Source organism: Shewanella decolorationis S12 (assembly GCF_000485795.1).
In the GTDB taxonomy this organism is placed as follows: domain Bacteria; phylum Pseudomonadota; class Gammaproteobacteria; order Enterobacterales; family Shewanellaceae; genus Shewanella; species Shewanella decolorationis.
On the sequence record NZ_AXZL01000066.1, the window covers coordinates 126,096 to 140,818 of the forward strand.

A 14,723-nucleotide genomic window follows, 5' to 3' on the forward strand; every position below is an offset into this window, starting at 1 on the left:
ACGCTAACGGCGGTTTTTTGTTATTTTACCGACTTATTTTCAGTGCTGGGGCGGGTGAACCAAGGTGAGCGAGCATCAGTATTATCAAAGAGATAATATTTCCGTCCCACCATTTGGCCCCCATCACGGGTGAGCGGCGACCAGACAATTGTTGCTCGGCTATGGGTTGATTTAATGGTCATCAAATCGAACGGAATAGAGATGTAAAAACCTTTAGTAAAGCTTCCTTCACCATATTCTTCCGATGAAAGGTTGGTCTTAGTCGCATAGGCACCGACAATCACACCACTATCAAATTGTTTCGAGAAATCAACTGTTATCCCTTTATCTTCGGCTAAATATTTGCCTGCACTGATCCTTAATAGGGTATTGGGGAACCAGTCCGGTTGATAATAGACGGTAGCATTACCTACGATCGTTCTTGTTTGTGCCCTGTATGAACGACCTGTAATTGGATCATATTGATGTTCATCGTCAAAGAAGCCGAACATGCTATCGGGATCGCGCTGTTTGACGTAATTAACATCTACACCAAAAGCCCATTGGCTGTTAAGTGGTCGATAGAGGAATTCTGTTCCCACACCACCATACATCATTTCTAAATAGCCGCCATAGGCTTGATAAGAAATGTTGTCGCTTAGATTATCCATCCAAGTTAATTGCAAGTTAGTGACTCTGACAGGATTATCATGAACATATTGACGGACTAGGGTTCGAACCCGTTTTAGATCGTTAGTATCTGGTGGAACTTCATATAGAAATTTATCGTAGTTATCATAAATATTCAGATATAGGGAACTTGCAAAATCAACATTATCTGTAAAACGATAATTAGCACTGCCAGTCACTCCAATATTGAACATATAAAAACCTTCAGAACCGCCGAAGGATTGAGCCATGGTGGGCGAAACATCGAAGCTAAGCTTATCTAACCAATCTTTATCAGTGTTATTGACTTGTTCTCCCTGTGGTAAGCTGGGAACACTCACAGTACTGGCATCAGTGATTTTAGCATTCAGATAGCCATAACTTGCCACTTGGGCAAATTTTTGCGCATCGATGCGGGTTTCGGTTATTGGTTGGCTATAACGAGTTTCAATCAACCGATACTCTTTGATACGAGCTGCATCAGTGTTATTAGCGAGTATGGTTGCCGCTCTTTGATGTGCTTCATTTCTATCACGGAATTTGGTTTGTTCACCTAGGACAGTTATGCTGTCTTTATCCAAATAAATTTTGGCGTTCGCATACCCTGCGATGGTTTGTAAGTCCTGAGCAACCCGATTCCAATCCACTTGGGTATTCTCAACAGCTTGAATGGAAGCGTTTGCAGGCTCTAGATTTACTACCTCAACATTTTGCTGTTCTGATTTATCCGCAGCGGAAGTCTCTGCACTCGCAGTCTCTTGCTCGACTTTGGCTGTGTTTACCTCCGCAGGGGAGCCTGTTTGTGCAAGTGTTAATGGCGTGGCAGGAAGCGGTTTGTATTTAGCAGCCTCTGGATCACGTTTAATCTGCGATAAGGTATTAAAATTAGTTTGCAGACTAAAACCGAGCGTCCAAGTATTACCACGCTCATAACTTAAATGTAGGTCGCCCCAGTCACCGAATCGATAGAGCATTCCATAGTTAAATTTACTGTCCTGTGGCATTTCAGCTGCTCCAGCTACTACGGGAAAATCGGATTGATAGTCATTGCCATCATATTCGACTTTTAAACGTAGTGGCTTCCAAGGCGTTTGGTATTCAACACCACCAAAAAGCGCTGCACAGCCCTTAAACCAACGTTGGTAATCTACGGTTCCACCTTTACCACCATAAGAGGTATCTCTATCACAGTTGTAATTTAGGTCTTTTTTATCGGAAGTGAGGTTGCCACTATTGCCTATATAGCCCCAGCCAATGCCCAAAGTAAAATCGAGAGGGCCTACTCGTTTTGTTGCAGCGATAAATTCGCCATCAAATAGACCTGTACCACCAAAGTCTCGCACGCCTATCGAGGTCTCTGGTAACCAATTGCTTTCTTCGAGCAGACGTACCTTAAAATCGATACCTTTATCTGTGTATTTGGTGTTGCCACTGAAAGTAGGATCGCTACTGTAAAGTAGGTCTTGCACTAGCGTATAGCGAATATTAGTTTCAAACCAAGGGAATAATTGCACTGAGGCGGTAAAGTGCTGATATTCATCGTTATAAGTGGTGGCAAAGTTAAACTCACCTTCAGGTGCCATGCGGCCAGTAGGCATTTGCATGAGACCAACGCCACCAAAATCTGACTGTGAAGGTTGGAGAGTAGGATAAGAAAACTCATCGGCGTTAACATGTAAAAAAGGCAGCAGTGCTAATGATAGCGCGGATAAACGCCCGAATGTATGCAAAGTGGGGGTCGAATTTTTCATTACAGAGCCCGATTTTTGAGTAATTCAATAATGTTGTTGTTTAATTTTTCGAGATCATCAAAGAGAGCTGAAAATTCAACAAAGAGTATTGCGCCAGGGGCGATATCCTGAGCTTGGTAATTCCAATAGGCGATGGGTTGTTTTATTGCGTTACCATCGGGTTGAATAATCCACACAAAGCTATTTTCAGCATTATCGAGTAAACCCGCTTGTGTCAGGTAATCCTTACTGCTGGCTCGCGATTGCCATAGTTGTTCACCTGTACGCTCTACTGCGCCAACGACTGTAATAGTGGTTGGACGAGGAGGTAGTACAAGTAAAAAATCGCCGTCTATAACTGGATTGAATGCATCGGTAATCCTAATTAAATCAAGATCTAATGGCTGATTAAGTCGCTGCCCAAGTTTAATATTACGTAAGTACTGAGCAAATTTAGCTAACTTTGCGATAAATTGACTATTATCGACTTGTTTGCCCATATTAGCTAACTCTTGTAATACTTGCTGACGAGTGACTTCTAATGTTGCCGTATTTTTTGTATCCAATAGGGCTGCACCTAGCCAATAAATTGGCATGGCCTCATTTTTAGTTGTTTGATTATAAAATGGAAGTTGAGTTAACCCATCCTGCACCGCTTGTCCGACTCTAATGGCTGAAGGATAGGTGATTTGCAATTGAGGTGGATTTGATGCCGAGGTACTGACAAAAAGTTGGGTATTAGCTTCAACATTAGGCAAAAATAGTGAACTTGCTAGCAGTGCCAACGGGGTAATATATGATCTCATTATGGCTCCACTAAGCGGCAAAAGGCTTCAGTAAGGTGATATCAATAAATGGCAGATTGGGTGCAATCTTCTGATGACTCTTAATAACGCTGCCAGTCTGAGGGTTTAGCCAAAACTCATTTTGATATTGGATATTCAGCGCATCCACAGAGACGCTTTCACTAAAATGTAAAGCCGGTGTGGGAGTGCCATTGATTAGAATATTTTCGTCGCTAATCAGTTTAAACTCTGATTTTGCTTTATAGCCATAGTGATAACCTGGTTGCCAGTCGAGCGTTCTCGTCCAAGTTTTGGGGGTGGAGCTTAAGTGTAATCCTAATAACAGTGGATCTGGCTCTTCACTTTCAACAGCCGCTAAATTACCCGTGAGCAGATTATGGGTTTTGACTAAACGGCCATTGACTGTCACTAACATGCCATTATCTGCTGATAACCATTTCAGCTCTAGCACTTTAGGTGCATTTTTAACTGAAGATAGGCTGATTTTAGGCTCTGCAAAGGCTAACACCACAAATGCTTGAGCTGTATCTTCCATTTTTACATAGATACTTGCATAAGGATTAGCTGATACCTGCTCAGGGGTGAGTACTACATCTTCATTTCCCCAAAAGGCGAGTTTAATCGTATCGTTTAATGCACTTATTCGTTGACTACAGCCTGAGAGGCTCAGACATACTGCTGAAACAGCAATTAAGGGAAAAATTTTTTTATATATACGCATCCGAGTTGCTTATTCTCAATAGTAGTTGTTAACCAATGTAAATATATGATGGCGTGATTTCAAGCTAGATTAAGCATACATTTTGTTTACAAAAAGCCTAAAAAAAACAACCGCCAATAAGGCGGTTGTTTAAATACACTGACTAATAGATTAGTTAGTGCCAGTAGTTGTGCCAGTACCAGTACCAGTACCAGTACCAGTCGCAGCAGGGCTACCATCAGAACTGTTAGCTGCTACTAAAACACCAGTAACAACTGCACCAGCTGCAATACCACCAGCAACGATACCACCAGCTGCGCCACCAGCACTGCCACCAGTAGTTGTACCACCAGTGTTAGCGTTAGCTGCAACTGAACCTAACATTGACATAGCAGCGATAAGTGCTAATGAAGTTTTTTTCATCGTGATTCCCTTTTAGAAAAAATTAACCTAATTTTTAGCTAATCTAGTACAGCATGATAGGCGATTCAACTTAAATGATCAATGTTAAATCTATTCCGCCTTTCAGACTTTAGACTGATTTACTGCTTAGCTGCTACTGAATAATCCTTAATTTTTAATGAGTTTCGCACATCTTAGTTAAGAAATTATGTCATCGCCTAATTTATAACATGGCAAGACGCGGGCTTCAATTCGATTTTTGCAAGCCTTATCTAGGTGTAGGTGGTATTGCATTAAGTTAAATTGAAAAATGCTTTAAGTTCGTCAAGTTGCGCTATACCGTCCTTATAACCTAATTCGATCAAGGCACTGGTGTAGGACTTCTCAAACAAAAGATAAGACACAATACTCGAGTCTGATTGTCGGTCGATACCGATAAATCCCAATAAGGTCTTAATCGCCCAGGGCATATCATCATAAAATCGGGCGGCGATTTTACTTAAATCTTCGCTGGGTTTTATCACTAAGGTTTTTATAGGGTGCAACGCTAGCTGACTGCGACTCTCTTCGGGGATAAGTGATAGTGTATGATTAATCCGCTCTAAGCGCTCCAGATCGCTATTTAAGGTGTCGGAAAAGATAGTATCCAGCAGATGACCAGCGATAGTCGCTGTCTTCGGATGATATTCTAATTCCATTGGAAAATGCTTATGGGGACTATCGAGGTTTATTACCAATAACTTACTGGCCCCTAAATGAATTGGGCTTGAGAGCGGTGCGAGTTGGTGGACTGAGCCATCACCATAATAAGCTTGATTAAGTTTAATCGACGGAAACACCATAGGGATCGCTGAGCTTGCTAATAGATGTTCAGTATTTAACATTCGCCTCTCGCCGCTGCGTCTGGCGCGAGTCCAGTTTTCAATATCCCGCGCCGCTTGAAAAAACGTCACCGAGCGTGAGTTGTTATAGCAAGAAGTATCGACACTGAGTGCCGTTAATGCGCCATTGCGAATATTGCGATCAATTCTTTTAAAATCAATAAGCTCATTCAATAAATGCCGTAAAGGCTCGTTATCGAGCAAGCTGCCAGCGTCGGTATTAACCTTATCATCCTGTAAGCCTTTGAGAGCCATCTTGGTTAGATGGCTTAACACGCCAGGAATCGAGGCGCGATACACTTTTCTGGTTTCAAAATGGCGCCAAACCCACTCGAGTTTTTTGACACCCAAATGAAAACATGACGCATGGGTGGCAATTGACGTGCCGTTAATGGCGCCAGCGGAAGTACCACATATTATTTTAAAGGGGATACCATGGTTGCGCGGATAAAGCTGGACCAGTGCTTTTAACACTCCCACTTGATAGGCGGCACGAGCGCCACCGCCACCGAGGACTAATGCTGTTGATGTTGGCAATCTTAATACTCAACGATTTGTTATTATAATTTTATTAAAGCAATGCCTACTCTAAAAAAGCAAGTCTGAGCAGTTATCTTAATGACATTTCTTTAGTTTTTGATGAGAAGCGTTGAAGGTGAGTGCTTAAGAGCCACTTTGCAATCAACAGACGGGAAATAAAAAAACGCACTTAAGTTTAACCTAAGTGCGTTTCTGTATTGAAAGGTTAATGGCTAACCATTAACTCACACAGGCACAATGTGCATTCAGCGCAAAAGACAGTGCTTAAGCTTGCAGATTCTTCAAGAAATCGACGATTTGGTCGAATGGCACATCTTGCTTTTCACCAGTGCGGCGGTTTTTGTATTCAAAAACGCCAGCGTCGATATTGCGATCGCCAATCACCACTGTGTGTGGAATACCAATCAGTTCCATATCCGCGAACATTACGCCAGGACGCTCTTTACGGTCATCCAACAGGACATCGATACCCGCAGCACTTAAGTCTTTGTATAACTGCTCGGCGATATCGGTCACGCGGTGTGACTTGTGCATATTCATTGGCAGAATGCCCACACTGAATGGCGCAATGGCTTCTGGCCATACAATGCCGCGGTCATCGAAGTTTTGCTCAATTGCTGCCGCCACGATACGGCTTACGCCCACACCGTAACAACCCATCAGTAGCACCTGTGATTTACCGTTCTCATCGAGAACAGTCGCATTCATCGATTTAGAATAGTTAGTACCGAGTTGGAAGATATGACCCACTTCGATACCACGCGCCATAGCGTAAGTGCCTAAACCATCAGGTGTTGGCTCACCTTCAACCACGTTCCGGATATCGGCAGCTTGAGCCAGTGGCAGATCGCGTTCCCAGTTGATGCCAAAGTAGTGTTTATCATCTTGGTTTGCGCCGGCGGCGAAGTCGCTCATCACGCTTACGCTGTGGTCGATGATGATAGGCATATTCAGGCCGACAGGGCCTAATGAGCCAGGGCCTGCACCAATGGCGTCACGGATCAGCGCTTCTGGGGCAAACTCTAATGGTGATGCTACTAAATCTAACTTGTCTGCCTTGATTTCGTTCAGCTCGTGGTCGCCACGTACAATCAGCGCAACCAGTGGTGCTTCTTCTGTTGCACCTTTCACAATCAAGGTTTTCACTGTCTTAGTGATATCTAAACCGAATTGCTCAACTAACTCGGCAATGGTTTTTGCATTTGGGGTATCGACTAAACGTAACTCTTCAGTCGCCGCGCCACGCGCTTCGGTCGGCATTGGCGATTCGGCTTTCTCGATGTTAGCGGCATAGTCGCTGCCAGTAGAGTAGGCGATTAAGTCTTCACCGCTTTGCGCTAATACGTGGAACTCGTGTGACATGCTGCCACCGATAGAACCCGTGTCCGCTAAAACTGGGCGGAAGGCTAAGCCCATGCGCGACAGAATGTTGCTATAGGCTTGATACATGGCCTCATAGGTTTCATTCATGGTATCCACGTCCAGATGGAAAGAATACGCATCTTTCATCAGGAATTCGCGCGAACGCATCACGCCAAAGCGTGGGCGCACTTCGTCGCGGAATTTGGTTTGAATTTGGTAAAGGTTCAGCGGTAATTGCTTGTAAGAGTTGACTTCTTTACGGATTAGGTCGGTGATAACTTCTTCGTGGGTTGGCCCCAGCACGAAGTCACGGTTATGGCGGTCTTTAAAACGCAGCAGCTCAGGACCAAATTTGTCCCAGCGACCCGTTTCTACCCATAAATCAGCCGGTTGCACCATAGGCATTAGGATTTCAATCGCGCCCGCTTTGTTCATTTCTTCACGAACAATAGCTTCGACTTTACGTAATACACGCAGGCCCGTAGGCAAGTAGCTGTATAGACCTGAAGCGTTACGGCGGATCATACCCGCACGTAGCATTAATTGATGGCTGATGACTTCTGCATTCGCAGGTGTTTCTTTTTGAGTAGAAAGTAGGTATTTGCTAACGCGCATTACCGATGTCCAAATTTGAGTTGAATGGGCGCCATTTTATCACCTGCTTCGATGATGTCACCTATGGATTGAGGTTAAATTCAATCAGCTGCAGACAAATGGCCGTTTTCATTTTACAAAGTGTGCCGCGTCGCCACAGAGGGCGATGCATACAGATAAAACTAAGTGAGTTATTTATCCCGCCTATCGCCAATCACCCGGGCGGGATTGCCGGCGACGATGGCCCATGCGGGAATATCTTTAGTGACAATACAGCCCATGCCAATCACAGCGTGGTCGCCAATGGTGACACCATCGACTATCCCTGCCTGTGCGCCAATCCACACATCTTTACCTATCACGACACCTTTAGAGTTTGAGGCTTGTTGATAAATGGGCGTATCGGGCGCCATGCCATGATTAAACGCATAAATAGTGACATGGTTAGCAATGCGGGTTTGGGAGCCAATCTGAATGCCCACTCGGCCGCCATCGAAGGAGCAGCCGTGATTGATAGCGACTTCGTCACCGAGCGTGATAGGGCCGTGCAAAAAGCATTCAGCGGCAATCATGCAGCGGTTACCGATTGTGATATCGCGATTGGGCTCGGCAAATAACTGCGCCTCGGGCGCAATAAAACAGTTCTCGCCAATGGTCACGGTTTCGAGGGCACAAAGGTTGGCTTGCACTTCATCCTGCCAAGGTTTGGCCCAGACTAAGTGTTTTTCTTTGAGTGAGAAATACAGCCAGGGCATCCAAGACAGACGCTTTTTATGTTGGCTTTGATAATCAGGCAAGGCCGTTGTGATTAGCTTCTGCATTTAGCCACATTTCCCCGGTTTGAGTTCTAATACCTGAATGTATTCCCGTTCATCATCATCGACCGCCATATGCCAAAAGATATCTAAATCATACAAAGCCACTTGATATAACTTGGGGTCATCTTTGGCTTTTTTATAGGCGGGGCGAGGGTCTTGCCCCAACACGCCGTGGATGAGCACGGCTAAATCGGTATAGGCGTCCTGCTTGCTGTAAGCGTCAATCTGGGTTGCTGCGAGTTCTGAAAACACTACGTGGATAAGTTTTGGTGCTTCTTGCGCGATACCGCCGACGGCACCTTCAATCGAATCCGAGAACGGAATATAGGGCTTAATATCGATAATGGGCGTGCCATCGACAAGATCCATGCCCGAAATCTCTAAGCATACTTTGCCTTTACGTTGCACCACCCCGTGGAGTTTGACCACGGATTGGCCTATACCATTCGGGCGAAAGGTCGAGCGAGTCGCGAATACGCCGAGTTTTTCATTGCCGCCTAAACGGGGCGGGCGTACGGTCGTTTTCCACCCTTGGGCGAGATTCTCATGGAAACAAAACAACAACCAAAGGTGGGAATATTGCTCGATACCGCGCACGGCATCGAGATGATTGACATGGGGTTCCAGCTCAACATAACCGCGCGCCTCCACCAAACCGGGCTGCCTTGGAATGCCAAATTTTTGTTTATAGGGAGTGCGGCAAGTGGCGACAGCGGTAATCTGGTTGGTAAATGTCATGCAAAAAATACCTAAAGCAAGGACAACAACCCAAACGCCGATGGTCTAGGTTGCTAAGTACATCAATATTGGCGTGCAGTATACACGCTTTGAACTAGTCGGCAGAGGTCATTTTGATGGCTTGGCCAACGCAGAGGGCGCGGCTGACGCAGCCTTGGGCTGCTTCTTCCATCATTACGCATTGTTTGATGATGATGCCATTGGCGCCTTTATCGGCCGCCGCGCGGCGGGCCTCGGTTCGGGCTTCACTTAAGGAAGCGGGCACCGCATTCACATCGGCTTGGCAAGATTCGCCCTGAACCAAACCTTTTAATTCGTAATGACCTTTAGGCAAACTATCGCCCTCAAACAGCGTGACATCGCCCGCCTTGAAGTAGTCATTAATCGCCTCGCCGTCCAAATTGCTGTTAAAACTGTAATCGCTGGCACAGGCGCTAAGCAGTAGCACTAATGCACTTGAGAGGATGATTTTCATGGTTTGACCTGAGATTAAGGGTAAATAGGCGCAGTCCATCGGACTGCGCGTTATCGAGCGATTTATCTGAGCAAATTCTATCGCTTAAGATACTTTTGATAAAGCTGCTGGTGGCGATTATTCAGATCTATTTGCCGTCCTTCAATCCAGATTGCATCAATTTTGTTGCTCATAGGGTCGAGGATATCCCCGTCACTCAGCACAACACTGCCCTGATAACCGACGGCGATGGCGCCTAAATCGGTGATCCCCAGCAGTTTTGCTGCATCTAAGGTCACCGATTTTAATGCTTGCTCGGGCGTGACGCCGTAAGCGGCACTGTAGCCCGCGGCATAGGGAAGGTTACGACTGTTCCAATCCGATGAAAACCCAAGGGCATAGGGAATGCCCGCACTTGCCAGCAACGAAGGGATTTTAAAGGGTAAATCCACAGGTTCATCTTTACGTTTGGGCAGGCTCAGGGTGTGCGGGTAAATCACACTGGCGTTCACTTCCCTTAGACTTGAAGCTAATCGCCATGCATCATAGCCCCCGACAATCACCAATTTAAATTGATATTTTTTCGTCAGGGCAATGACTTGCTCAATTTGGCTGACGCTGTCCGCATGGGCAAATAGCGTGGCCTTGCCTTGGTATAGGGGCAACATGGCCTGCCAACGTAAATTGGCTGTATTGGCCGAATCCTTTGCCTGATGGCTTAAAAAGTAGCGATAGCCATCCTCAAAGGCTGTGGTGAGTGTCGCTATGGCCTGCTGATTTTTCTCTATGGCCTTGGCTTTTTCCTTTTCATCCTCTGGCATGCGCTTGATTTGTGGCCAGTAAACATGAAATTGGCCTTCGCTTGGTTGCAGGGCGTCCTCAATCGTCCAAGCATCGAGGTCAACGACCACAGATTGGCCCGCGAGTCCGTCGCCACTGGGGACGATTTGTGCGTGGGTGATGCCATTGTAGCGAATGGTTGGCAATAGCTCGGAATCTGGGTTGTAAGCCGTTGCTGCGCTAATTTGCGGATTAAAATCACCGACTTCTGCATTATCGACGGTTGGGCGCACCATCTCGATTTCTACTAAACCAAGACTGGTATCGAGTGCGATAAGGCCGGGGTATAAGTGTTTGCCCGTGGCATCGATGATCTGCGCTTGGCTATCCGCGTCGTTGACGCTTAGCTGTGGCCCGATGGCGCTAATTTTACCTTGCTCAATCAACACATCGGTATTGGTTAATGTCCCTTGGCTGACGGTATGTACAGTGGCATTTTTAATCAACACGCTCTGGGTTTGCTTGGCCGCAGGGACGAGATTATGTGCCTGCGCTGACAGCGTGACAGCCAGTGTCGACAGCAGCAAGGTTGTGGGTAAGTGCTTCATTATTTTGCTCCCTGATGATCTTGGCCCCAAGCCTGATAATGGGTATCGCAGTGCCATTGTGGCTCGTTAAGCGGGGTGACTTTCTCACCCGCCTTGGCGTTATCATCACTACTGAGAATTTTTTGGATAAGGGCGGCGCGCTCTACGACGACCTGCTGCTGGGCAAGCAGGTCTTGGTCACGATCGAAATAGCGTTTACCCTCGACCCAAGCCTGGGTCACTTTGGCGTAAATTGACAGCGGCTCGGCGTTCCACAGCACGATATCGGCCATTTTGCCTGGGGTGAGTGAGCCAACATACTCATCGACCCTGAGTTGTTTCGCCGGGTTGATGGTCACCATATTCCAGGCATCTTCTTTAGACATATTGCAATACATCATTGACTTAGCCGCTTCTTGATTGAGTCTGCGCTGCATTTCGTAGTCGTCAGAGTTGATGCTGGTGAGCACGCCCTGTTTTTGCATTAGGCAGGCGTTTTGTGGAATTGCATCATAGACTTCAAATTTATAGGCCCACCAATCGGCAAAGGTCGAGGCGCCTGCGCCATGGGCGGCCAGTTCTCTGGCAACCTTGTAACCTTCGAGTACGTGGGTAAAGGTTTGCACCTTAAACTGATAGGCTTCGGCTAATCGCAGGAACATTAAGATTTCTGACTGCACATAGGAGTGGATATGCACATCGCGCTGCTGTTTTAACACTTCGGCCACCGCCTGTAGGCGATAGCTTGGATGTGGCGCAATGGTTTTCTTTTTCTCGCTGCTGCGTAAGTCATCATAGTCCTTCAGCGCTTTCTCATAGGCGAGTGCGGCATCGAAGGTTTCTTCAAATAAGGCTTTTACGCCCATGCGTGTTTGTGGGAAGCGCTGAACAAACTTCTCGCCCCAGTTACTCTGTTTGACGTTTTCGCCAAGGGCGAATTTGATACTGGCAGGGGCATTGGCAAATTTAAGCTGCTCGGCACTTTCACCCCATTTCATCTTGATTAACTGGGATTGACCACCAATCGGGTTAGCGCTGCCATGGAGTAATTGTGCGCTGGTGACACCGCCCGCGAGTGCACGGTAGATGGAAATATCTTCGGGATTGATCACATCGCCAATTCGCACTTCAGAGGTGACCGCATCTGTACCTTCATTAGTGCCACCATTGATCGCAATATGGGAATGCTCATCGACGATACCCGCAGTTAAATGTTTACCCGTTGCATCGAGTACTTGATAACCCGAAGGTGTGCTGAGTTGCTGACCGATTTTTTCAATTCGGCCATTGGCCATTAACAGATCCGCATGTTCTAAGATGCCCTGTTTATCTGAGGTCCACAGGGTGGCATTTTTAATATGGAGTTTCTCGGCTTTTGGCGCATCGCTTAAACCATAGGCGACGTTAGGGTAGGTGAGTTGACTCACTAAAGTCGGTGCAGCATCGGTCTTAGGCGTGCCTTCTTGTTCCGTCTTTGGACTCGAAGCGATAGCAATACCCGCCACATTAATGCTGCGACTTTGGGCGTCCACCATACGGCCTTGAATACCATCCTTAGCGAGCCAGAGGGTAAAACGGCTGATGCCATGAATGCCCGCATCGCTTAAATCGGCGTTAAAGCTCACACGGCCGTCGTCTTCAAGCTTAAGATTGGTGACTGGAATGCTCTTCTCTCCACTGCTTAGCTGACCTTGGAAGGCTTTTTTGCCCGTTTCTTCAAGGTTTAGATCTAAGGTGAGATTATTCAGCGTGAGCTGATAGTCGCCCAAGAGTTTGGCCTGTGGGAGTGAGCGAATGGATTGCTCTTCGCCCTGCAGCCAGACGCTATAAATCTGCCCATCCTTAAAGATATTGCCCTTAGTAATCACAAAGTCGGCCATATAGCCGGGGGCAAGTTTACCGGCGAAGTCGGCCGTCCCCGCCATCTCGGCGGCTTGAGTCGTCAGCGCGGCGAGGGCCTTGTCCTCACTCAGTCCCTGGGTGATGGCTTGTCGTAGACGTGGCCAAAATGCCTCGGTTTTGATGCCAAATTGGGTAAAGGCAAAAGGGATGCCTGCATTGGCGACTGCTGCAGGGTTTGTGGGCGCGCGTTCCCATTGTCTGAGTTCTGCAAGGGAGACTTCACGGTCGGCATCATCGGTGCCAACATCGGGTGCTTGCGGATAGTTGAGCGGCAGGATCAAAGGATAATTTAGGGCTTTTAATTCATTGATGCGCGCATATTCTTGACCACTTGCGAGTAGGTTGGCGGGCAGCTGGTGTTCTTTGAGCAAGTTAGCGGCGCGCAGCAAATCGTTGAGGTTTTTTGTTTCAAAGACGATTTGTTTCTCGGCTAAGTTATCTAAGCGTTCGAAAGCGATATTAAATTCAATTTGAGCATTTGCTGAACTATTAACCGATTTGTGCTTATTTTGGTTATACCAGTTTGCATCGGCAAAGGTTTGCCTGATAAGCGCGATACTGCCCATTAGAGAATTGGGATAGTCTTGTTCAGATGTGCCTTTATCGAAGGCCATAAAAGGTTGGCTGCGTGCACGATAAATCACCTCGTTGGCGGTTTTATCGGCTAATGAAAGGCTAACACCCGTACCGCGGAAAATACCGTCGAGTTTACTGCTTTGTACGCTGGTGAAGCCGTTATTGATCCAATCTCTTGCGCGTTCTTTATTTGGGTAAACGTAATTAAACCATTCTTTTTCAGCGTGAATTGCGCCATTTTCCGCATTACCGCCGATACGCTTAATATCATATACCGGACGAGTCAGCCCTAATTTGGGATATTCAAACTCGATACCATAATCGGTAAAGGGATCGATAAAACCGGGATAGATAGTATAACCACTGAGATCAACTTTTAGTGCCGCTTCTGGGATATCCCCTTTTTCAATAATGGCTTTGATCCGATTGTTTTCAACTAATAATGTGGCGTTTGCGAGTCGTTTCCCCGGTGCTAGGATTAATTCGGCATTGGTGAATGCCGTTAGCTTATTGACGGGGGGAATGGGATTAGCCTCGGCGAAAATGTTGTGGGATACCAAACTACTTATTATGCCGCAGCTTATTATTATCTTGTTGTTTATCAGCATTTTTCATTTACTTAGGTGGAGGGTGAGTAAAGAGTAACCTAAAGTAGATGTAATTACTAAAGCCGAATTGTAACGCAATTTAAGCATGTGCTTGAATGCTGAGGGGGATTCTGCTGGGCATAAAAAAGCTCGCAGGGTGCGAGCTTTTTTATGTTACTCAGTGTTAATAGCGCATCGCTATTACACACTATATTGGATTAGATTAAGAAATCATCCATAGAACGGCCTTTATTGACTTCGTTCTTAAATACCGTTGGCATGCGACCTTGACCTGTCCACTGGATCACTTCGCCGTTAACTTCGATTTGGTATTTTGCTGGACGAGGAGCGCGCTTTTTGCTTACAGCTTTAACTGCAACACCGCCTAAATCGTCGATTGATAAACCAACAGCTTCCATTTGTTGACGGATTTCTTCGATCTTTGCATTACGAGCAGCGATAGCTTGCTGTTCTTCTTCAGCCATAGATTCACGCTCTGTGAGAATCTTATCCAGTTTTGCAGCTAAATCACGCAATTCTTCGAGGCTCAAATCTTTTACAGCAGCTTTAAAACGACGACCGTGAGTTAATATTTCTAAAAATTCGCTCATATCTATT

The 14,723-nt window shown here is 46.2% G+C and carries 12 protein-coding genes; all 12 read right to left on the bottom strand.

Going from position 1 to position 14,723, the window contains the following annotated elements; genetic code table 11:
• Positions 1–20 precede the first annotated feature (20 nt).
• The 12 genes from SHD_RS11025 to SHD_RS11080 all read right to left on the bottom strand — a co-directional run bounded on the left by SHD_RS11025 (position 21) and on the right by SHD_RS11080 (position 14,716).
• Complete coding sequence (locus SHD_RS11025; protein ID WP_023267189.1) at positions 21–2,399, bottom strand: YjbH domain-containing protein; 2,379 nt, start codon at positions 2,397–2,399, stop codon at positions 21–23.
• On the bottom strand, positions 2,399–3,184 hold the full coding sequence (locus SHD_RS11030; protein ID WP_023267190.1) for a capsule biosynthesis GfcC family protein: 786 nt from the start codon (positions 3,182–3,184) through the stop codon (positions 2,399–2,401). The genes SHD_RS11025 and SHD_RS11030 overlap by 1 nt, the downstream gene beginning before the upstream one ends.
• A gap of 10 nt (positions 3,185–3,194) precedes the next feature.
• Positions 3,195–3,905 carry a YjbF family lipoprotein gene (locus SHD_RS11035; protein WP_023267191.1) on the bottom strand — a complete coding sequence of 237 codons (711 nt, stop codon included), beginning with the start codon at positions 3,903–3,905 and terminating at the stop codon, positions 3,195–3,197.
• 150 nt (positions 3,906–4,055) lie between these two features.
• A complete protein-coding gene (locus SHD_RS11040; RefSeq protein ID WP_023267192.1) occupies positions 4,056–4,307 on the bottom strand; it encodes a hypothetical protein in 252 nt (83 codons plus the stop codon).
• Positions 4,308–4,579: 272 nt separating this feature from the next.
• Positions 4,580–5,704: a patatin-like phospholipase family protein gene (locus SHD_RS11045; protein ID WP_023267193.1), complete on the bottom strand. Its 1,125-nt coding sequence runs from the start codon at positions 5,702–5,704 to the stop codon at positions 4,580–4,582.
• Between the two features lie 267 nt (positions 5,705–5,971).
• Positions 5,972–7,684 carry a proline--tRNA ligase gene (locus tag SHD_RS11050; protein WP_023267194.1) on the bottom strand — a complete coding sequence of 571 codons (1,713 nt, stop codon included), beginning with the start codon at positions 7,682–7,684 and terminating at the stop codon, positions 5,972–5,974.
• 170 nt (positions 7,685–7,854) lie between these two features.
• Entirely contained in the window at positions 7,855–8,484 is a 630-nt protein-coding gene (locus SHD_RS11055) for an acyltransferase (RefSeq protein WP_023267195.1), read from the bottom strand.
• Positions 8,485–9,219, bottom strand: coding sequence for a tRNA (N6-threonylcarbamoyladenosine(37)-N6)-methyltransferase TrmO (tsaA, locus tag SHD_RS11060; RefSeq protein ID WP_023267196.1), 735 nt, complete (start codon positions 9,217–9,219; stop codon positions 8,485–8,487).
• Positions 9,220–9,313: 94 nt separating this feature from the next.
• A complete protein-coding gene (rcsF, locus tag SHD_RS11065) occupies positions 9,314–9,694 on the bottom strand; it encodes an Rcs stress response system protein RcsF (protein WP_039978165.1) in 381 nt (126 codons plus the stop codon).
• Between the two features lie 77 nt (positions 9,695–9,771).
• Positions 9,772–11,061 carry an amidohydrolase gene (locus SHD_RS11070; protein ID WP_023267198.1) on the bottom strand — a complete coding sequence of 430 codons (1,290 nt, stop codon included), beginning with the start codon at positions 11,059–11,061 and terminating at the stop codon, positions 9,772–9,774.
• Positions 11,061–14,126: an amidohydrolase family protein gene (locus SHD_RS11075; RefSeq protein ID WP_023267199.1), complete on the bottom strand. Its 3,066-nt coding sequence runs from the start codon at positions 14,124–14,126 to the stop codon at positions 11,061–11,063. Before SHD_RS11075 ends, SHD_RS11070 begins: the two co-directional genes overlap by 1 nt.
• Positions 14,127–14,323: 197 nt before the next feature.
• The gene (locus SHD_RS11080) at positions 14,324–14,716 is read right to left on the bottom strand and encodes an H-NS histone family protein (RefSeq protein WP_023267200.1); all 393 of its coding nucleotides are present in this window, start codon (positions 14,714–14,716) and stop codon (positions 14,324–14,326) included.
• Positions 14,717–14,723: the final 7 nt, after the last annotated feature.